This window comes from Sanguibacter sp. A247 (genome assembly GCF_052324925.1).
GTDB lineage: Bacteria > Actinomycetota > Actinomycetes > Actinomycetales > Cellulomonadaceae > Flavimobilis.
Window position 1 is genome coordinate 327081 of record NZ_JBQPRE010000003.1, and the last position, 19355, is coordinate 346435.

A 19355-nucleotide genomic window follows, 5' to 3' on the forward strand; every position below is an offset into this window, starting at 1 on the left:
GGGGCATACGCTCATCCCGTGCACTTCGTCATCATGGGCTGCGGCCGGGTCGGGGCGACGCTCGCCCACTCGCTCGAGCGAAAAGGCCACTCCGTGGCGATCATCGACCAGAATCCCGATGCGTTCCGGCGGCTGCCGGCGACGTTCTCGGGCAAGAAGGTCACCGGTATCGGCTTCGACCGTGACACGCTCAAGCAAGCCGAGATCGATGACGCCTACGCGTTCGCGGCCGTGTCCGACGGCGACAACTCCAACATCGTGGCGGCGCGCGTCGTCCGCGAGACCTTCGGCGTCGACAACGTCGTCGCCCGGATCTACGACTCCCACCGGGCCGAGGTCTACGAGCGCCTGGGCATCCCGACGGTCGCAACCGTGCGGTGGACCTCCGACCAGGTGCTGCGGCGCATGCTGCCGCTCGGGACGAGCGACGAGTACCGGGATCCCACGGGCTCGGTGCGCCTCTGCCAGGTCGACCACCACCCCGACTGGGTCGGAAAGAGGCTCACCGCGCTCGAGGCTGCGACAGGCGCACGCATCGCCTTCGTCACGCGTTTCGGGACGGCCGAGCTTCCGATGCCCGACTCCGTGCTCCAGGACGGCGATCTTCTCCACGTCCTCGCACGCACGCTCGACCTCATCGAGGTCGAGCGCATCCTCACCCACGCCCCCGAGCAGGAGAACTGATGCGCGTCGTCATCGCCGGAGCCGGCTCGGTCGGCCGCTCCATCGCCCGCGAGCTCCTGGGCCACGACCATGAGATCACGCTCATCGACCGCTCACCCACGGCCATGCGCGTCGCTCAGGTGGCGGACGCCGACTGGTTGCTCGCGGACGCGTGCGAGATCTCGACGCTGTCCGAGGCCGCAGTCGGTGAGTGCGACGTCATCGTCGCCGCGACGGGTGACGACAAGGCCAACCTCGTCATCTCGCTCCTCGCGAAGACCGAGTTCGGTGTGCCGCGCACGGTGGCCCGCGTCAACAACCCGAAGAACGAGTGGATGTTCGACGAGTCGTGGGGCGTCGACGTCGCCGTGTCGACGCCGCGCATCATGACGGCCATGGTCGAGGAGGCCGTCGCGGTCGGCGACCTCGTCCGGATCTTCACGTTCCACCAGTCGGGCGCCGACATCCACGAGATCACGCTCCCCGCGGACTCCCACCTCGTGGGCGCGCGCGTCGGCTCGGTCGCGTGGCCCGCGGACTGCGTCCTCGCGGCCGTCGTGCGGGACAAGACGCCGATCACACCGGCCGACGACGACACGCTCGAGGCAGGTGACGAGCTGCTGCTCGTCACCGGTGAGGGCTCCGACCTCGGCGCGCTCCAGGCGCTCCTGTCAGGGCAAGAGCCCGCCGCGGCCTCAGTCGGAGGAGACGCTTCCGCGTCGTGACGCGCGCACGAGCGGGTGGACGACGATCCACGTCGCCCACAGCGTGAGCGCCCACAGAGGGACGCCCAGGACGAGGTGGGCGATGCCGAGCCACTCGGTCGTCGCGTCGAGGTAGAGCGGTGTCTTGACCGCGAGCCTCACCCCGAAGAGCGCGACCCAGAACCACGTCGCGACCGCATAGCGGCGCACGTGCGTCGGATCGGCCCGCCAGTGGGACCAGCCGCCGAAGACGTCGCGTGCACTCGGCTCGGGGCGTTCGCGCTCCTCGGCAGCGTCGACCTGCGCGTCAGCGTCGGTCGGCGCGTCGTTCTCGCGGCCTGCAGTGAGGCCCGTGCGGAGCAGCTCGGCGACGATGCCGACGGCCGGCCAGCGCACGAGGATGCTCACGAGGCAGACGAGCAGGTAGGCCGCGTTGGTGAGCAGCGAGAAGAGGAAGAAGTCCTCCACCTCCCCCGACCGCCACGCCCACACGACACCGATCGCAACGCCCAGCACGCCTGAGAAGGCCTGGGTGACGGGCGTGCGCTGCACGAGCCGGACCACGACCGCGAGCAGTGCGACGCCGAGCGCAGAGAAGATCGTCGGCTTGAGCTCGCCCGTCGCGATGTAGACGACGACGAAGACGACGCCCGGCAGGAGCGTCTCGATGACGCCCCGCAGGCCGCCGACCGAGTCCGACAGCGAGAACTCGTCGGCAGCGAGCTGGCGCATGCCGCGCGCGGGCTCGGGAGGGGAGGTGGTCACGGTGTCCTTCCGGTCGCGTCGCACGTTGGTGCGGCTGCCTGGGGCGGTGCGTGGCTAGAGCTGGGCGTCGGCGTTGGCAACGAGCTCGTAGCGCGGGTTGTAGATGACGCGACGGCCGTCGACGACGGTGACGAGTCCGCGGACGCGGACGCGCCTGCCGGGCTCCACGCCGGGGATCCGGCGACGTCCGAGCCAGCGCAACTCGATCGAGCCCGAGCCGTCGTACAGCTCGGCCTCGACGACACGCACCTTCTCGGAGGGACGCAGGATGACGGAGCGCAGGACGCCTGAGACGAGGACCGACGTGCGTTCGTCCACGTCGGCGACGGCCTGGGTCCCGACGCGGGCCGCGTGCACGCGCTCTTCGTCAGCCTCGACCTCGTCGCGGCCTGCGACGAGCGAGCGCCATACGGTGCGGAGCGACACGTCAGCCGATCTGCGTGATCTCTGGACCGCGCTCGGGCGGCGTGATCGGTGCGCGCGGCGTCTCGTCGACCTTGGCGACACCGGTTCCGCCCGAGCCGAGGCGCGGCTCGTGCAGCTCGAGGAGCTCGCGCGGTGCGCGTGCCACGTCGTCTCGGACGACGACGATCTCGCGGAAGATCGCCTCGACGTGTGCTGCGCCGTCGGTCGCGATCTCGGCCGGGCCGTTGATGACGCCGCGCAGGAACCAGCGGGGGCCGTCGACGCCGAGGAAGCGGATGACGCGGAGCGTCTTCGCGCCGTTCTCCTCGCGGAAGGTTGCGCGCGCGAGGAGTTCGCGCCCGAAGGGCCCGACGATGTCGTCGACGGATGCGCCCTGCTCCGTGAGCGACGTCGAGATCTCTTCGCGGATCTCGTCCCAGATCCCGGTGGTGCGCGGGGCTGCGAAGACCTGGACCTGCAGGCTGACGCCGTCGACCATGACCGCGACGCCCGCGACCTGGTTGGTCGCCTTGTCGATCTCCATGCGCATCTGCATCCCGGGAACACCCGGGAGCCACACCGCGCCGAGGTCGATGCGCCCGTCGTCGTTCTCGACGTCGCTGCGGTCCCACGGACCGTGCGTGGCTTCCTCAGGAACGACCGCCTCTGGTGTGGCGACCACCTCGTCGACAGGCGCCTCTTCACGCTTCGCGCTTGTCCCTCGTCGACCGAAAAGACCCACTCGTCCCAACTCCGTCCGTCTGGGCGCCCCGGAGGCGCACCGTCCAAGCCTATGCGTTCAGGAGGGGCGCTGTCCCCACCCCGTGGGGTCAGGCCCCTGCCCAGCCGCCCGACGAACCAAAACCGCCCGCACCTCGGTGCGAGCCGGGCAGCCTCTCGGCCCGCACGAAGCGAGCGCGCTCAACCTTCTGGATGACCAGCTGCGCGATCCGATCACCACGGCGAAGCGTCACCGCCTCCGAAGAATCCGTGTTGTGCAACGTCACCGCGATCTCACCCCGATAACCGGCGTCGACCGTCCCCGGCGCATTGACGATCGTCACGCCGTGGCGCGAGGCAAGGCCCGACCGCGGGTGCACGAACGCCGCGTAGCCGTCGGGCAGGGCGATCGACACCCCCGTCGGAACCGTCGCCCGCGCACCCGGCGCGAGCTCGACATCGACGCGCGCGACGAGGTCGGCCCCGGCGTCACCCGGGTGCGCGTATGCGGGCTCGGGGAGGTCGGGATCGAGCATGACGAGGAGAACCTCGAGGGTGCCCTCAGCGGGGCCAGCAGCGTGCGTCACGCCCGGCATCGTAGCCCGTCGACTGGCCCCGGCGCGCGTCGCGGACTGGCATGCTGAACCCATGAGCACCACGCCGTCCCCTGCGCCCGCGCCGCCCTCGTACCGCGAACGACTGCTCCCCGGAGCGGCAGGGATCGGTGCCGTCGTCCTCTTCGCTCTCATGAGCGCGGTCGTCGTGCTCGTGTCCAACACCCTCGCGGCCATCGTCACGGGCGTCGTCGTGGCGATCGTGGGCCTCGCTCTGGTCGCCCTCACGTCACCCGTCGTCGAGGTCCGCGGAGGTGAGCTGCACGCGGGGCGTGCACACATCCCCGTGAGCCTCCTCGGCCCGGTCGAGACACTCGACGCAGCAGGTGTGCGCACCGCGCTCGGCCCCGGCTACGACCCGCGATCGTTCGCGTGCCTGCGGACGTGGACGAAGGGCGCCATCCGCGCCGACGTGGTCGACCCTGCCGACCCCACGCCCTCGTGGCTCGTCTCGACGCGCCACCCGGCCACGCTGCACGCGGCCATCGACGCAGCCCGCGACATCGCGGCCGTCTGACCCCGTCCACACGAGCGCGGCCCCGGGGACGTGGGCGTCCCCACAACGACGTGAGGGTCGCAGATCGAAGTGATCTGCGACCCTCACGACAGTGTCGTTGTGCCTAGCCTGCGCACTCCGTGCACACCTGCTGGCCGTTCTTCTCAGAGGCGAGCTGGCTGCGGTGGTGCACGAGGAAACAGCTTGAGCACGTGAACTCGTCCGCCTGTCGCGGCAGGACACGCACCGAGAGCTCCTCGCCGGAGAGGTCCGCGCCGGGGAGCTCAAAGCCCTCGGCCGCCTCGGTCTCGTCCTCGTCGACGACGCCCGAGGACTTGTCGGACCGCCGCGCCTTCAGCTCCTCGAGCGAGTCCTCCGAAAGGTCTTCCTCGCTCTTGCGCGGTGCGTCGTAGTCGGTTGCCATCTGTCGCTGTGCTCCAGTCGTCGTTCGTCCGGGACCGCGTTCGGTGGCCCCGCCTTGATGCCGCACGGCGCGCGATCCCCTCCGGGTCGCGTGCCGGTTCCCCCTGCCGCAGCGAGAGCAGCGGCGAAGGGGATTGTGCACCATCTCGAGCGTTGATGCACGTGTGCCCTGACCTACGGGGCGCAGAACGTGGTGATGCTCGTCCGCACAAGCCCCTCAACCAGGGTCTGTCGCATGCCGAACGCTTGGGTTCACAGCGTTGTTCCCGTGAGCCTGACGGGGCGTCGTGCGGTCCGTCACACCGTGGTCGAGAACCCCTGCGTGGTGCCGGGTCGCCGTCCCACATCCAACCGCGTCAGGAGCGGTTCGGCCACCGCAAGAGTCCCGGCGGGACCAGCGACGACGAGCGCACGCCCTGGAGGCCGCCCCGCGGCGCCGTGCACGACCCCTCCGGCTTCCTCGACGATGAGCGTCCCCGCCGCGTAGTCCCACGGCGAGAGACCCTCCTCGTAGTACGCGTCGAGTCTGCCGTCCGCGACGCGGCACAGGTCGAGCGCGGCCGAGCCGAACCGCCGCACGTCACGCACGTGCGCGAGCAGCTCCCCGACGCTGCGACCCTGACCGGCACGCAAGGTGTCGTCGTAGTGGAAGCCCGTGCCGACGAGCGCGTGCCGCAGGTCCGTCGCCTCCCGCACCCGGATCGGCGCGCCGTCCCGCGTCGCGCCGCGTCCGCGCGCGGCCGACCACGTCACGCCCGTCGGGATCTCGCACACCGCACCCGCGAGCAGCGTCCACGTCTCAGGGTCGGGCGCGCCACGCACGACGGCTACGGACACCGAGCAGGAGCCCAGCCCGTAGAGGTAGTTGACGGTGCCGTCGATCGGGTCGACGACCCACGTGAGCCCGCTCGTGCCGTCGGTCGCGCCGCCCTCCTCGCCGAGGATCGCGTCGTCCGGTCGCCAGCGCGCGAGCTCCGCACGCACGTGGTCCTCGGCTGCGCGGTCCGCGCGCGTCACCACGTCAAGATCGTTGTGCTTGGTCGCGGCGACCTCGACCTGGTCCGGGGTCTCCTGACGCACGCGCTCGGCGGTCGAGGAGGCGACGTGCTCGCACAGGGCCCTCAGGCCGGTGAGCGTCGTGTCCGCGGGGATCGGCGTCACAGCGGCGGCCTCGGCTCGACGGACTCGGGCCGGCGCCCGGCAGCGTGGTGGCGCCTGAGCCGGCGCGGCGTACGCCGCGGAACACCGAAGCCCTGCCACGGCCCGGGCGCACGCCAACGCAAGCGCAACGAGACGAGGCGCACCGCGAAGATCACGACGCAGATGAGCCCGCCCGTGAAGTAGTTGAGGTGGCCCGTCACCCCGACCCAGGCCGCGAGGATCGCGCCCCCTGTGGCCGGGATCGCGTAGAGCTCACGGTCGCGCAGCACGATCGGTGCCTCGTCGACGAGCAGGTCACGGACGAGGCCGCCCCCGATGCCCGTGAACACACCGACGAACGCGGCCGCGAGCGGGCCGACGCCGTACTCGAGCCCCTTGTGCGTGCCGATGACGACGAACATGGCGAGCGCGCCCGCGTCGAAGACGATGATCGCGCGGCGCAGCCGGTCGAGCCGCACATGGAAGAGATGGACGAGCGCTCCCGCGAGGAGCGCGGCCGCGACGTACTTCCACTGGGTGATCCCGACGGGGGGCACGGCTCCGATGAGCACGTCGCGCATGAGCCCGCCGCCCAGACCTGTCACCCACGCGAGCAGCAGGACCGAGAAGATGTCGAAGTTCTTGCGCACGGCAGCCAGTGCACCCGAGACTCCTGCAAAGAAGATCGCGGCAAGCTCGAGCCACATGTAGGCGCCGTCGAGCAGAGCGGTCCCGTCGATTTCGAGGTGCACGCCACCATTCTGGCAGGCGCCGGTGCGGGAGGTGGACGTTGCTCACACGCGGCGCACCGGCCCGCCTCCGCTCCGGAGGGACTCGTGGATGGCACCGTAGGGGATGAGAGAACGTCGGAGGGACCTCATGGCTGAGCTTGAGCTCATCGGACTTGCCGACGACGGCGAGCACCTCGTGCTCACGTCGGCGGACGGAACGCGCTTTACCGTGCGTATCGACGAACCTTTGCGCGCCGCCGTGCGTCGCAACCGCCCCCACCTCGAACAGCTGCGTGCCGCAGACGCCGGCACGATGCCTCCGCGTGAGATCCAGGCGCAGGTCCGCGCCGGCATGTCGACCGACGAGGTCGCGCGGCTGGGCGGAGTGAGTGTCGAGCAGGTCCGCCGCTACGAGGGCCCGGTGCTCGCGGAGCGCGAGTTTGTCGCGACGCAGGCGCGGGGCACGGTCGTCGGGCGCGACGGCGACTCCCCCGTCCTCGGCGACCTCGTCACCGATCGGCTCGCCGCCCGGCACGTCGACACCTCCGAGCTCGTGTGGGACGCGTGGCGTCCCGTGGGCGAACGCTGGCACGTGTCGGTCTCTTACGAGGTCGGGACCGAGTCACGCCGCGCGACGTGGACGTTCGACCAGCAGACACGCACACTCACGGCGGTCGATGACGAGGGCCGCTGGTTCTCCGAGACACGCATCGTCGACGAGCCTGTGCGTCGCCACCTCGAGCCCGTGCGGTCACGGGTGTTCGACGCCGTGCCCTACGACCACGAGACGGACCCGCGCGGACCCGCGACCGGTGCCGGCTCCGAGGGCGAGGAGGCCCCCGCGGCCCCTGCCGACCCGACCCGGGCGCTCCTCGACGACCTCAGTGCCCGCCGCGGAGTGCGCCAAGAGATCGATGTCGAGGAGGAAGAGCTCGACGACCCCTCGGACGACGAGGCGGCGCGCTCAGCGCACACCGAGACCTCCGACACCCCGGCCGACGACGACGCACCCCTTCCCGGCGCGCGCCTCTACTCGCTTCTCGACCGGTCGCGCACCTCCCCGGCGGGCACGGCCCCGGCCTCCCCCGGCTCGGCCGCGGGAGCTGACGCCTCGGACGACGCGGCCCCCGGGCTCAGCGTCGTCGCCCCGGGCACCGCGGGGACGTCGGACGACGGGACGCTCGACATTCCCGTCGAGGAGTCCACGCCTCCTCCGCTCGAGCGCTCCAAGCCTCGCGGCGGCAAGGGCCGGCCGAAGGTTCCCAGCTGGGACGAGATCGTCTTCGGCGCGCGCAGCGACGACTAGGACCCGCTGACTCGCTAGACCTTGAGCGCGAGGTAAGGAACGTCGGTCTCGGCGTGCGTGAGCGAGCCGTGCACGCCGACGAGCCCGATCGAGCCGGGTGACTGCGTCCGCGAGTCGACGACGGTCGCACGGCCGGTTGCGAGAACGAGCAGGTCGCCGATCGTCGGCTCGACGTGCTCGGCGACGGGCCCGAAGAGCCCGCCCCCCATCGCCTCGTCGCGCGTGAGCACGACGGCGTCGTCGCCCAGGATGTCCTGCCAGCGCTCCGCGACCACGCCCGGGTCAGCGCCCCCGGCGGTGTAGAGGTGCGTCATGCGTGGCTCGCCCGCGACCATCGCGACGCCCTCGGCGAGCCCGGGTGTCGAGGCGACGTCGTGGCGGTGGGCTGGGTCGACGTCGACCATGCCGTGGTCGGCGGTGACGAGCACGAGGGTTCCGCGCGGCACGACCCTGAGCAGGCGTCCGAGCGCGCGGTCGACGTCGGCGAGCGCGTCGCCCCAGCCGTCGGACTGCCATCCGTCGTGGTGACCCACCTGGTCGACCTCGCCGAAGTAGAGATAGACGAGCCCCGGCGTGCGGAGCGCGTGGGCCGCCGCGTCGGCGCGGGCTCCGAGGTCGTCGACGCCGACGTGCTGGGCTCCACGGAGCACGGCGCGCGTGAGCCCTGAGCCGTCGAAGCGCGTGAGCCCGACCGAGGTGACGCGAACGCCCGCGGCTGCGGCCCGCTCGAAGACCGTGGGCTCGCGCTGCACCGTGCTCGGGGCGCCGAGGCCCGTCCACGAGACGAAGTTCCCGAGGCTGCCGCTCGTGGTGCGCGCGGTGTACCCGACCAAGCCGCTCAGGCCCGGCGCGCATCCTGTTCCGAGGAGGCCGAGCGAGGCGGCAGTCGTCGAGGGGAAGGCCGAGCAGAGCGCGCGGGCACCGTCGAGGTAGGGACGCAGGGTGGGCGCGTGGCCGCGCCGCGCGCGCACCTGTTCGAGTCCGAGCCCGTCGACGAGGACCACGACGACGCGCTCAGCGCGCGGCAGGCGCAGGAGGGCGCGGGCCTCGGCTCCCGAGCGCGGGCCGGGGGCGTCCTCGGCCGCAGGCAGGTCGGCGCCCGCTGCGTCCGCGGCCGCGAGCAGGACGGCGCCGAGCGAGTTCTCGTGGTCCGGAACCCGCAGGCCCGCGCGCTCGAGCGTCGGAGCGATGCGTCCGGGGAGTGTCACAGCGCTCGGGCCCGGTCAGCCGTGGCGTCCGGTCGCGGCGGCGAGCGCACCAGCGAACGCGAGCGCCTCGCTCACCGCCCCGACGCCCTCGGCCTGAGCGCTCACGCGCAGGACGACGTCGTCCGGCGACATCGTTCCGGTGAGGCCGTGGTCCGCCTCGCACGCGGGATCGCCGCAGGTCGCCGGCTCCAGCTCGACACGGTTGACGGAACCCCAGGCGACGGCGATCGTCACCTCGGCCGGGACAGCACCGGGAACGTGGTCGGCGGGCGAGGTGACGACGTGCGTCGTCACGACCGACCGCACGGCCGCGAGCGGGAGCACCTCGCTCGTCGCGATCGCGCTCCCGACCGCGTGCTCGGCATCGGCAGGCTGGTCGTCGACGTGCACGCACACGAGGCGCGTCGGCGTGAGGACGAGCACCGTGACGTGACGGTGGACCTCGTCGGCCGCGAACGTCGTCTCGACGTGGACGAGCGAGTCGCTCATCGTCTCGCCGACGACCGCACCTTCGACGACGTCGTTGACGAACTCTGGGTAGTACCCGGCCCGCTGGAGGCGGGCGCGCAGAACTTCACGGTGATCGGTGCTCGAAGAGGTCACTCCCCCATCATCCCAGACGGGCGGGCAGCGCTGCGCGTCGCCCACAGGCCCGAGCTAGCGGGGCGGTGCGGGCATCGCCCGCCGTGACTCGTCGGGCCTCAGCGTGCGTCCCAGGGTCGCGCGTGCCTGCAGGACCCGCGCGCCCGTGCGCCCGACGACGATCGGGTAGAGCTCGAGCGAGCGCAGGACGGGCAGGTCGTCGGCGAGTCGCGCGACGCGTGCGAGAACGTCCTCGACGGCCGCGGAGTCCATGGGCGGCAGGCCCTGGTAGCCGAAGAGCCTGGGCGCCGCCTTGACCGAACGCACGATCTCGTCGATGTCGACGTCGGTGAGCGGCGGGATGCCGTAGGAGACGTCGCCGAGCAGGTCGATCGCGTCCCCCGCGAGCCCGAACGCGACGACGGGACCGAAGAGCGGGTCCTCGACGCTGCGCACGACGCACGCCACGCCGGCGGGCACCATGGCCTGGACCTCGAGCCGCACGTCGGTCCCGAAGCGTTCGTGGCCCTCGGCGCGCATCGCGTCGAACGCATCGCGCAGGTCGTCGGGCCCCTGCAGACCGAGGCGGACCCCGCCGAGATCCTGGCGGTGCCGCATGGCCTCGTCCATGGTCTTGAGAGCGACGGGCCACCCCAGCTCGCTCGCGGCGTCGATCGCCTCGGCGACCGTGCGCACCTCGAGAGCGGGTTCGACCTCGATGCCGTAGTGGGCGAGCAGCTCGGCGACCTGCGCGGACGTGAGCCTCACGTCGGCGTCGGACCGCGTCCAGCTCTCGGCGAGAGCGAGAGCGCCCGCCTGGTCGGCCTCGGGCCGCAGGTACTCGCCGTGGTCGCGTTCGCGCCACGCCGCGTACCGGGCGACGGAGGCGAGCGCGAGGACCGCGTCCTCGGGCGTCGCGTAGGCCGGGACCTGGACGACGCGGCCGTCGCCCGACGCGCTCACGAGCTCAGGGACGAGCCCGTGGCGGCCCAGGACGCACGCGACCGTCGTGCGGCCCGTCCGTGCCGCAGCACGCGCCACGGCGCGCGTGAACGCGCCGTCGCCCAGGCCCAGCACGGGGATGTCGACCGCGACGAGCGCATCGATGTCGCCGGCCGCAACCTCGTCGACGATCGCGGCCGCGATCTCGTCGTCCGCCGACTCCCCCACGATCCCGACGTGCGACGTCACGATGAGGCCGGCCGAGCTCGCGGCCTCCGCGACCAACGAGGCGAGCGCGCCCGAGGACGTGACGATCCCCACGCGCCTGCCCTGCGGGAGCGGCTGCGTGTCGAGCAGCTGGGCGACGTCGGCCATCTGGTGCGTGTTCTCCACCCGGATGACGCCCGACTGCCGCAGCATCTCCTCGAGCGTGCGCCGCGGAGCGTGCGAGGCACGCACCGCGTGCCCGGGCGGCACGACGTGACCCGACCGCCCCGCCGTCACGACGACGACCGGCTTGACGGTCGACAAGCGTCTGGCGATGCGCGAGAACTTGCGCGGGTTGCCGATCGACTCGAGGTAGAGGCACACGACGTCGGTCGCCGCGTCCTCGTGCCAGAACTGCATGAGGTCGTTGCCCGAGACATCGGCGCGATTGCCTGCCGAGAGGAACGTCGAGAGCCCGAGGCCGCGCCTCGCGAACGTCGTCTGGAGCGTCACCGCGGTCGGCGCCGACTGGCAGAAGAGGCCGATCCGGCCGGGTGCGGGGGCCGCGGCCGCGATCGTCGCGGCGACGGGCACCTCACCGGCGAGGCGCGCGAGCCCGTAAGAGCCCGGCCCGACGACGCGCATCCCGGCCGTGCGCGCGGTATGGAGCAGATCGCGCTGCAGGGCAAGGCCCGCCGTCCCCGTCTCCGCAAAGCCCTCGCTCAGCACGACGACGCCGCGCGTGCCGAGGTGCGCAAGCGTGCGCACCGCGTCGATCGTCGCCGCAGCGTCGAGCGCCAGGACCGCAAGGTCGACGCTCGTGCGCGAGGCGCGCAGGTCCTCGAGCGTCGCGTGGTACGTGACCTCCAACGGGTTCCACAGCCGGCTCGCGCCAGCGAGCCCGACGACGTCGATGCGCAGCGGACTCGGCGCCGAGAGTCGCGTCGTCGCGACGAGCGACTCGACCGCACGCTCCGCGAGCAGCGCCACGGGCCCACCCGCAGCCGCCTCGGGCGACGTGACGACGACGACCGAGCGCACCTCGAGCAGACCCTGGACCGACCGCGCCTCAGCACGCCGCTCACGCTCCGCCATGACGATCCGCGAGCGCTCCGTGAGACTGAGGTCGAACGACACGGCGACGATGCCGTCCTCGACGCGCTGGGAGACGTCGTACCCAGCCTCGCGGAAGACTGCGAGCATGCGCGAGTTCTGGGGCAGCACCTCGGCGACGAACTTGCGGACGCCGCGCTCGCGGGCCGCGGCGGCGACGTGCTCGAGGAGGACCGAGCCCAGGCCGCGGCCCTGGACGGAGTCAGCGATGTTGAACGCGACCTCGGCCTCGTCGGGCGAGATGCGGTCGTAGCGGGCGACGCCGAGGATGCGCTCGTCGGGCGGCGGGGTCCCGTCCGCGAGCGCGAGCGGCTCGGCTGCTGTGGTCGTCGAGGACGCGACCGCGATGAGCGCGACGCGGTCCGTGTGGTCGACGTGCGTGAAGCGTTCGAGGTCACGGTCCGAGAGCCGCTTGAGCGGCGCGAAGAACCGCATGTAGATCGATCGTTCGGACTGCGCGACGTGGAAGGCTTGGAGCGCGTCGGCGTCCCCGGGCGTGATGGGGCGCAGATGGGTCGTCGACCCATCGCGCAGGATGACGTCCGCCTCCCACTCCACGGGGTAGCGGGCGGCGCCGTCCGGCGTCGTCTGTGTCACAGGCTCAGGCTAGCCTGACGCGGCCTGTCGCCCCCCGCTCGAGGGCGGCGCGGCGCGCCGTTCGCGCGGCACGCCGTCGTACGGCGACAATGGCCGCTGATTGCCGAGCGTGAGGAGCGCACCCACCCATGGCCCGCAGGACCGCCAAGACCGTCGATTCCGGCGAGGACTACGTCGAGAAGATCGTTGACATCGATGTCGGCGACGAGATGCGCGGATCCTTCCTCGAGTACGCGTACTCGGTCATCTATGCGCGTGCCCTGCCTGACGCGCGCGACGGGCTCAAGCCCGTTCAGCGGCGCATCCTCTTCCAGATGGCTGACATGGGGCTGCGGCCGGAGCGGCCGTACGTGAAGTCGGCGCGCGTGACCGGTGAGGTCATGGGCAAGCTCCACCCTCACGGTGACGTGGCGATCTACGACGCGCTCGTGAGGCTCGCGCAGGACTTCTCGCTGCGGCTTCCGCTCGTCGACGGCCACGGCAACTTCGGTTCGCTCGACGACGGCCCGGCCGCGCCGCGGTACACCGAGGCACGCCTGGCTGCGGCCGCGATGGCGATGACGGCCGACCTGGGCGAGGACGTCGTCGACTTCGTCCCCAACTACGACAACAAGCTCACGCAGCCCGAGGTCCTCCCGGCCGCGATCCCCAACCTCCTCGTCAACGGCACGAGCGGCATCGCCGTCGGCATGGCGACGAACATGGCGCCGCACAACCTCGTCGAGGTCGTCGCCGCTGCCCGGCACCTGCTCGAGAACCCGGACGCCGAGCTCGAGGAGCTCATGCGCTTCGTCCCGGGCCCCGACCTTCCCGGTGGCGGCAAGATCGTCGGGCTCGACGGCGTGCGCGACGCCTATCGCACGGGCCGTGGCTCGTTCCGTACGCGTGCGACGGCGCGGATCGAGAACGTCACGGCGAAGCGCAAGGGCATCGTCATCACGGAGCTCCCCTATCAGGTGGGCCCCGAGAAGGTCATCGAGAAGATCGCCGACGGCGTCAAGAGCAAGAAGATCTCGGGGATCTCGGCAGCGACCGACCTGACGGACCGCGAGCACGGCCTGCGGATCGTCATCGAGGTGAAGACGGGCTTCAACCCTGAGGCCGTGCTCGAGCAGCTCTACCGGCTCACGCCGCTCGAGGACTCGTTCGGCATGAACAACGTCGCGCTCGTCGACGGTCAGCCGCGCACGCTCGGGCTCAAGGAGCTCTTGCAGGTGTGGGTCGACCACCGTCTCGACGTGGTGCGGCGCCGGTGCACGTACCGGCTGGACCGGCGGCGCGAGCGCCTCCACCTTGTCGAGGGTCTGCTCGTGGCGATCCTCGACATCGACGAGGTCATCGAGGTCATCCGCTCGTCCGACGATGCCGAGGCTGCGCGGACGCGCCTCATGCAGGTCTTCGACCTCTCGACGCTGCAGGCCGACTACATCCTTGAGCTGCGTTTGCGTCGTCTCACGAAGTTCTCGCGCATCGAGCTTGAGGACGAGCAGGCGCGTCTGCGCGCTGAGATCGCCGAGCTCGAGGCGATCCTCGCCTCGGAGCCGCGCTTGCGCGGTGTGGTGTCCGAGGAGATGGCGGAGGCTGCTCGGGCGCATGGCACGCCGCGGCGCACGATCTTGCTCGAGTCGTCGGGCGGTGAGACTCCCGCGGCCCGCAAGGCGTCGGCGACGCCCCTCGAGGTTGCGGACTCACCGTGCTGGGTCCTGCTCTCGGCGACGGGCCTGCTCGCGCGGACCGCAGACGGGGACGAGCCCGTTCGCAGCGAGACTCGCACGTCCCATGACGCGATCGCGGCGCACGTCGCTGCGACCGCGCGCGGTCAGGTGGGCGCCGTGACGAACCGCGGCCGCATCGTCCGCGTCGACGTGCTCGAGCTTCCGGCTCTGCCGCCGACCGACGGTGCTCCGTCGCTCGGTGGCGGCGCGCCCGTCGGCGAGATCGTCGCGCTCGAGGCGGGTGAACGCGTACTCACGCTCGTCTCGCTCGACTCGTTCGCGCCGACGGTCGTGCTCGGCACGCGCCAGGGCGTCGTCAAGCGCGTCGCGCAGGACGACGTGCCGGGCAAGGACAGCTGGGACGTCATCTCGCTCAAGGACGGTGACGAGGTGGTCGGTGCGGGCGCGTGCACGGACGACGACGACCTCGTGCTCATCTCGACTGACGCCTCCCTCCTCCACTTCTCGGCCTCACAGGTGCGGCCGCAGGGCCGCAGCGCCGGCGGTATGGCGGGCGTGCGCCTCGTCGACGGGCACACGGTACGTTTCTTCGGCGTCGTCCCGGCGGGGTTGGGCCCGCAGTCGGTCGTCGTCACGGTCGCGGGCTCGTCGGCGGCTCTGCCCGGGACCGAGGCGGGCGCGGCCAAGGTGACGCCGTACACGGCGTACCCGTCGAAGGGTCGGGCGACCGGTGGCGTCCGTTCTCACCGGTTCCTCAAGGGTGAGGACACGCTCCTGCACGCCTGGGTGGGGCCCGCTCCCGCGCACGGCGTCGCGTCGGGCGGTCAGGCCGTTGCCCTGCCCGAGGTTGACGAACGCCGCGACGGCTCGGGGGTTGCGCTCAAGGTTCCGCTGCACGCGATCGGCTGACGCGCCTAGGTCACCGCACGCCGGAGGTGGTCCGCGAGGACGACGGCCTGGGAGATGTCGAGCGCCTTGCTCGCCGTGAGCAGGACGACGTCATGGCTGCGCGCGAGGGCGGTGAGCTCGGCGAGCGGGGTGGCGTGGTCGTCGTCGGCCAGCTCGGCCGCGTACCGGCGCGTGAACTCCTCGAACTTCGCCGGGTCGTGCCCGTACCAGGTGCGCAGGTCGGTCGACGGGGCGACGTCGCGCGCCCAGGTGTGCAGCGCTGCGCGCTCCTTGGACAGGCCGCGCGGCCAGATCCGGTCGACGAGCACCCGCAGGCCGTCGCTCGGCACGGGGTCGTCGTACACGCGGGCGAGACGGATCTCGTGTGCGGTCATCCCTCACGGTAACGCCGCGGCCCCGCCCCCGCGGGGCTGCGCAGGGTCCGATGCTCGCTGTACGGGCACCTCGGACCTGAAGGGACCTGCATCCCTAGACTGACGCCATGCTCACAGCCCGCGCCGCAGCGTTCAAGGAAGCACTCGCCACCAGGGTCGTCGTCGCTGACGGCGCGATGGGCACGATGCTCCAAGCAGCGGATCTCTCGCTCGCCGACTTCCTCGACCTCGAGGGTTGCAACGAGATCCTCAACGTCACGCGGCCGGACGTCGTCGAGTCGGTGCACGACGCGTACTTCGCGGTCGGCGTCGACTGCGTCGAGTCCAACACGTTCGGCGCCAACTGGTCGAACCTGTCGGACTACGGGATCGACGATCGCATCACTGAGCTCGCCGAGGCGGGCGCGGCGATCGCGCGTCGCAGCGCGGACAAGCACACGGCCGCCGACGGGCGCGAGCGGTGGGTCCTGGGCTCGATGGGCCCGGGCACGAAGCTCCCGAGCCTCGGCCACACGACGTACGCGCACCTCAAGGAGACGTTCTCGCTGCAGGCTGAGGGCCTGGTGCGGGGTGGTGCCGACGCGATCCTCGTCGAGACGAGCCAGGACCTGCTCCAGGCGAAGTCCGCGATCAACGGCGCGCGCGACGCGATGGAGCGCCTCGGCCAGCACGTGCCGATCATCGCGCAGGTCACGGTCGAGACGACGGGCACGATGCTCATGGGCTCGGAGATCGGCGCGGCGCTCACGGCGCTGCGCGTCCTCGGCATCGACGCGATCGGCCTCAACTGCGCGACGGGCCCGTCCGAGATGAGCGAGCACCTGCGCCATCTCTCGAGGCACTCCCCCGTGCCCGTGACCTGCATGCCCAACGCGGGCCTGCCCGTGCTCGGCGCGCACGGCGCGGAGTACCCGCTCTCCCCGGCGGAGCTCGCCGCGGCGCACAAGCAGTTCGTCGGCGAGTTCGGCCTCGCGCTCGTGGGCGGTTGCTGCGGGACGACGCCGGAGCACCTGCGCGCGGTCGTCGACGCCGTGGGCGGGACGCCCGTCGTCGCGCGCGACCCGAAGCCTGAGCAGGGCGTGGCGAGCCTGTACTCGCACGTGGACTTCGACCAGGACGCGAGCTTCCTCGCGATCGGTGAGCGCACGAACGCGAACGGCTCGAAGGCGTTCCGTGAGGCGATGCTCGCGGGCGAGTGGGACGAGTGCGTGCGCATCGCGCGCGACCAGACGCGCGACGGCGCGCACCTGCTCGACGTGTGCGTCGACTACGTGGGCCGCGACGGCGCGGCGGACGCGCGGGAGGTCGTCTCGCGCCTCGCCTCAGCGTCGACGCTGCCGCTCGTGCTGGACTCGACGGAGCCGGAGGTGCTGCGCGCGGGGCTCGAGCTCGTGGGTGGGCGCGCCGTCGTGAACTCGGTGAACTTCGAGGACGGCGACGGCCCGACGGCGCGCTACGGGCGGATCATGCCGCTCGTCAAGGAGCACGGTGCGGCGGTCATCGCGCTGACGATCGACGAGGACGGGCAGGCGCGCACGGCGGACCACAAGGTCGCGATCGCGAGCCGGCTCATCGACGACCTGGTGGGCACGTGGGGCATGGCGGTCGAGGACATCATCGTCGACACGCTTACGTTCCCGATCGCGACGGGTCAGGAGGAGACGCGCCGCGATGCGATCGAGACGATCGAGGCGATCCGCGCGCTCAAGGCGAAGTACCCGGGCGTGCACACGACGCTCGGCGTCTCGAACGTGTCGTTCGGCCTCAACCCGGCCGCGCGCACGGTGCTCAACTCGGTCTTCCTCCACGAGGCCGTCAAGGCAGGGCTGGACTCGGCGATCGTGCACGCGGCGAAGATCCTCCCGCTCGCGAAGATTCCGGATGAGCAGCGCGAGGCCGCGCTCGATCTCGTGTGGGACCGGCGGCGGTACGACGACGCGGGCGTGCTCGTGCACGATCCGCTCGCGCGTCTGCTCGACCTGTTCGCGGGTGTGGACTCGGCGTCGCTCAAGGACCAGCGGGCAGCGGAGCTCGCGGCGCTTCCGCTCGGTGAGCGCCTCGCGCGGCGCATCGTCGACGGCGAGGCCAAGGGCATGACCGACGACCTCGACGAGGCGCTTGCGTCGGGCCTCAAGGCACTCGAGATCGTCAACGACTACCTGCTCGACGGCATGAAGACGGTCGGCGAGCTCTTTGGGCGCGGAGAGATGCAGCTGCCCTTCGTCCTGCAGTCCGCCGAGACGATGAAGCAGGCTGTCGCCTACCTTGAGCCGCACATGGAGAAGGTCGAGGGAGGAGCGTCGAAGGGCACGATCGTGCTCGCGACGGTGCGCGGAGACGTGCACGACATCGGCAAGAACCTCGTCGACATCATCCTCACGAACAACGGCTACACGGTCATCAACATCGGCATCAAGCAGTCGATCTCCGCGATGATCGACGCCGCCGAGGAGCACGGCGCGGACGTCATCGGCATGTCGGGCCTGCTCGTGAAGTCGACGCTCGTCATGAAGGAGAACCTCCAGGAGCTCGTCTCTCGGGGTCTCTCCGGCAAGTACCCGGTGATTCTGGGTGGCGCGGCGCTCACGCGCACGTATGTCGAGGACGACCTGGCGTCGTTGTACGACGGCGAGGTGCGGTACGCGAAGGACGCTTTCGAGGGCCTGCGGCTCATGGAGCCGCTCGTGCGCATCGCGCGCGGTGAGGCGCGCGACGCCGTCGGGCTTCCCCCGCTCAAGAAGCGCCGCCACGCGGTCGTGACGCCGACGTTCACGGCGCCCGAGGACCTTCCGGCGCGCTCGGACGTCGCGCTCGACAACCCGGTCCCGACGCCTCCGTTCTGGGGCACGCGCATCGTCAAGGGCGTGCGCCTCGCCGACTATGCGACGTTCCTCGACGAGCGGGCGACGTTCATGGGTCAGTGGGGGCTCAAGCCGTCCCGCTCTGATGGGCCGGGATACGAGGAGCTCGTCGAGACCGAGGGGCGTCCGCGCCTGCGCTCATGGCTCGACCGCATCGTTGCCGAAGAGCTCTTTGAGCCGACGGTCGTCTACGGCTACTTCCCCGTCGTTGCCGAGGGCGACGACGTCGTCGTGCTGCACCATGAGGGGCCCGACGGTGGGTCGGGTGGCGAGCCAGGCACGGAGCGGCTGCGGTTCACGTTCCCGCGTCAGCGTCGCGACCGTCACCTGTGCCTCGCGGACTTTGTGCGGCCGCGCTCCTCGGGTGAGGTGGATGTCATGGGCGTGCAGCTCGTGTCGATCGGCGCGCGCGTCAACGACGTCACGGCTGCGCTGTTCGCGGACAACAAGTACCGCGAGTACATGGAGCTCCACGGCCTGTCGGTGCAGATGACTGAGGCGCTCGCCGAGTACTGGCACTCACGGGTGCGAGACGAGCTCGGCTTCGCCTCCGAGGACCCCGACGACGTCGCCGGCATGTTCGACCTCAAGTACCGCGGCGCCCGCTTCTCGCTCGGCTACCCGGCATGCCCCGAGATGGAGGACCGCCGCAAGGTCGTCGAGCTGCTGCGCCCCGAACGGGTGGGAGTCAAGCTGTCCGAGGAGCTTCAACTGCACCCCGAGCAGTCGACGGACGCGTTCGTCTTTCATCACCCGGAGGCTAAGTACTTCTCGGTGTGACGACGCGCACAAGCATGAGACAGTCGTTCTGGAGGCATAGTACTGATGCCCCACGCGCCTCCCGGCCGCATGCCTGCGGACCCGCCGTGCAGACGCACCTTCACTGTCCGTCGATTCGAAGTCCTGTCTTTTAGAAGCA

General features: G+C 71.4%; 17 protein-coding genes. 6 read left to right on the plus strand and 11 right to left on the minus strand.

Going from position 1 to position 19355, the window contains the following annotated elements:
- Positions 1 to 33: 33 nt before the first annotated feature.
- The gene (locus ACTVCO_RS09695) at positions 34 to 684 is read left to right on the plus strand and encodes a potassium channel family protein (RefSeq protein ID WP_443728311.1); all 651 of its coding nucleotides are present in this window, start codon (positions 34 to 36) and stop codon (positions 682 to 684) included.
- Positions 684 to 1388, plus strand: a complete 705-nt coding sequence (locus ACTVCO_RS09700) for a potassium channel family protein (protein WP_443728212.1) — start codon at positions 684 to 686, stop codon at positions 1386 to 1388. The genes ACTVCO_RS09695 and ACTVCO_RS09700 overlap by 1 nt, the downstream gene beginning before the upstream one ends.
- On the opposite strand, the gene ACTVCO_RS09705 is transcribed toward ACTVCO_RS09700, so the two are convergent.
- The 4 genes from ACTVCO_RS09705 to dut form a co-directional block, all read right to left on the minus strand.
- Positions 1359 to 2132 carry a DUF3159 domain-containing protein gene (locus ACTVCO_RS09705; RefSeq protein ID WP_443728213.1) on the minus strand — a complete coding sequence of 258 codons (774 nt, stop codon included), beginning with the start codon at positions 2130 to 2132 and terminating at the stop codon, positions 1359 to 1361. The two genes, ACTVCO_RS09700 and ACTVCO_RS09705, sit on opposite strands and share 30 nt — an antisense overlap.
- Positions 2133 to 2186: 54 nt before the next feature.
- Complete coding sequence (locus tag ACTVCO_RS09710; RefSeq protein WP_443728214.1) at positions 2187 to 2558, minus strand: OB-fold nucleic acid binding domain-containing protein; 372 nt, start codon at positions 2556 to 2558, stop codon at positions 2187 to 2189.
- 1 nt (position 2559) lies between these two features.
- Positions 2560 to 3219: a DUF3710 domain-containing protein gene (locus ACTVCO_RS09715; RefSeq protein ID WP_443728215.1), complete on the minus strand. Its 660-nt coding sequence runs from the start codon at positions 3217 to 3219 to the stop codon at positions 2560 to 2562.
- Positions 3220 to 3367: 148 nt separating this feature from the next.
- Positions 3368 to 3853 carry a dUTP diphosphatase gene (gene dut / locus ACTVCO_RS09720; RefSeq protein WP_443728216.1) on the minus strand — a complete coding sequence of 162 codons (486 nt, stop codon included), beginning with the start codon at positions 3851 to 3853 and terminating at the stop codon, positions 3368 to 3370.
- A gap of 52 nt (positions 3854 to 3905) precedes the next feature.
- Between dut and ACTVCO_RS09725 the strand changes: the two genes are divergently transcribed.
- Positions 3906 to 4388, plus strand: a complete 483-nt coding sequence (locus tag ACTVCO_RS09725) for a DUF3093 domain-containing protein (RefSeq protein WP_443728217.1) — start codon at positions 3906 to 3908, stop codon at positions 4386 to 4388.
- 103 nt (positions 4389 to 4491) lie between these two features.
- On the opposite strand, the gene ACTVCO_RS09730 is transcribed toward ACTVCO_RS09725, so the two are convergent.
- The 3 genes from ACTVCO_RS09730 to ACTVCO_RS09740 all read right to left on the minus strand — a co-directional run bounded on the left by ACTVCO_RS09730 (position 4492) and on the right by ACTVCO_RS09740 (position 6682).
- Positions 4492 to 4791 carry a DUF4193 domain-containing protein gene (locus ACTVCO_RS09730; RefSeq protein WP_443728218.1) on the minus strand — a complete coding sequence of 100 codons (300 nt, stop codon included), beginning with the start codon at positions 4789 to 4791 and terminating at the stop codon, positions 4492 to 4494.
- Positions 4792 to 5087: 296 nt separating this feature from the next.
- Complete coding sequence (locus tag ACTVCO_RS09735; protein ID WP_443728219.1) at positions 5088 to 5951, minus strand: inositol monophosphatase family protein; 864 nt, start codon at positions 5949 to 5951, stop codon at positions 5088 to 5090.
- Positions 5948 to 6682, minus strand: coding sequence for a trimeric intracellular cation channel family protein (locus ACTVCO_RS09740; RefSeq protein ID WP_443728220.1), 735 nt, complete (start codon positions 6680 to 6682; stop codon positions 5948 to 5950). The genes ACTVCO_RS09735 and ACTVCO_RS09740 overlap by 4 nt, the downstream gene beginning before the upstream one ends.
- Positions 6683 to 6809: 127 nt before the next feature.
- Between ACTVCO_RS09740 and sepH the strand changes: the two genes are divergently transcribed.
- Positions 6810 to 7967, plus strand: a complete 1158-nt coding sequence (gene sepH, locus ACTVCO_RS09745; RefSeq protein WP_443728221.1) for a septation protein SepH — start codon at positions 6810 to 6812, stop codon at positions 7965 to 7967.
- A gap of 14 nt (positions 7968 to 7981) precedes the next feature.
- On the opposite strand, the gene ACTVCO_RS09750 is transcribed toward sepH, so the two are convergent.
- Genes ACTVCO_RS09750 through ACTVCO_RS09760 form a run of 3 tightly spaced genes read right to left on the minus strand, consistent with a single transcriptional unit; the run spans position 7982 to position 12616 of the window.
- Positions 7982 to 9175, minus strand: coding sequence for an alkaline phosphatase family protein (locus ACTVCO_RS09750; RefSeq protein ID WP_443728222.1), 1194 nt, complete (start codon positions 9173 to 9175; stop codon positions 7982 to 7984).
- A gap of 15 nt (positions 9176 to 9190) precedes the next feature.
- Positions 9191 to 9778 carry a DUF5998 family protein gene (locus ACTVCO_RS09755; protein WP_443728223.1) on the minus strand — a complete coding sequence of 196 codons (588 nt, stop codon included), beginning with the start codon at positions 9776 to 9778 and terminating at the stop codon, positions 9191 to 9193.
- A 54-nt stretch (positions 9779 to 9832) separates the two neighbouring features.
- Positions 9833 to 12616, minus strand: coding sequence for a GNAT family N-acetyltransferase (locus tag ACTVCO_RS09760; protein WP_443728224.1), 2784 nt, complete (start codon positions 12614 to 12616; stop codon positions 9833 to 9835).
- 128 nt (positions 12617 to 12744) lie between these two features.
- Here ACTVCO_RS09760 and ACTVCO_RS09765 point away from each other — a divergent pair, with 128 nt between their 5' ends.
- Positions 12745 to 15201 carry a DNA gyrase/topoisomerase IV subunit A gene (locus tag ACTVCO_RS09765; protein WP_443728225.1) on the plus strand — a complete coding sequence of 819 codons (2457 nt, stop codon included), beginning with the start codon at positions 12745 to 12747 and terminating at the stop codon, positions 15199 to 15201.
- 5 nt (positions 15202 to 15206) lie between these two features.
- Here the strand turns inward: ACTVCO_RS09765 and ACTVCO_RS09770 are convergent, their stop codons facing one another.
- Positions 15207 to 15575: a DUF488 domain-containing protein gene (locus tag ACTVCO_RS09770; protein WP_443728226.1), complete on the minus strand. Its 369-nt coding sequence runs from the start codon at positions 15573 to 15575 to the stop codon at positions 15207 to 15209.
- A gap of 107 nt (positions 15576 to 15682) precedes the next feature.
- On the opposite strand from ACTVCO_RS09770, the gene metH reads away from it, so the two are divergent.
- On the plus strand, positions 15683 to 19216 hold the full coding sequence (metH, locus tag ACTVCO_RS09775; protein WP_443728227.1) for a methionine synthase: 3534 nt from the start codon (positions 15683 to 15685) through the stop codon (positions 19214 to 19216).
- Positions 19217 to 19355: the final 139 nt, after the last annotated feature.

What these genes read in the sequence shown, in the direction of transcription:
- ACTVCO_RS09695 (WP_443728311.1), top strand. Translation starts at nt 34, where the DNA reads ATGGGCTGCGGCCGGGTCGGGGCGACGCTCGCCCACTCGCTCGAGCGA.
- ACTVCO_RS09700 (WP_443728212.1), top strand. Translation starts at nt 684, where the DNA reads ATGCGCGTCGTCATCGCCGGAGCCGGCTCGGTCGGCCGCTCCATCGCC.
- dut (WP_443728216.1), bottom strand. Translation starts at nt 3,853, where the DNA reads ATGCCGGGCGTGACGCACGCTGCTGGCCCCGCTGAGGGCACCCTCGAG.
- ACTVCO_RS09725 (WP_443728217.1), top strand. Translation starts at nt 3,906, where the DNA reads ATGAGCACCACGCCGTCCCCTGCGCCCGCGCCGCCCTCGTACCGCGAA.
- ACTVCO_RS09730 (WP_443728218.1), bottom strand. Translation starts at nt 4,791, where the DNA reads ATGGCAACCGACTACGACGCACCGCGCAAGAGCGAGGAAGACCTTTCG.
- sepH (WP_443728221.1), top strand. Translation starts at nt 6,810, where the DNA reads ATGGCTGAGCTTGAGCTCATCGGACTTGCCGACGACGGCGAGCACCTC.
- ACTVCO_RS09765 (WP_443728225.1), top strand. Translation starts at nt 12,745, where the DNA reads ATGGCCCGCAGGACCGCCAAGACCGTCGATTCCGGCGAGGACTACGTC.
- ACTVCO_RS09770 (WP_443728226.1), bottom strand. Translation starts at nt 15,575, where the DNA reads ATGACCGCACACGAGATCCGTCTCGCCCGCGTGTACGACGACCCCGTG.
- metH (WP_443728227.1), top strand. Translation starts at nt 15,683, where the DNA reads ATGCTCACAGCCCGCGCCGCAGCGTTCAAGGAAGCACTCGCCACCAGG.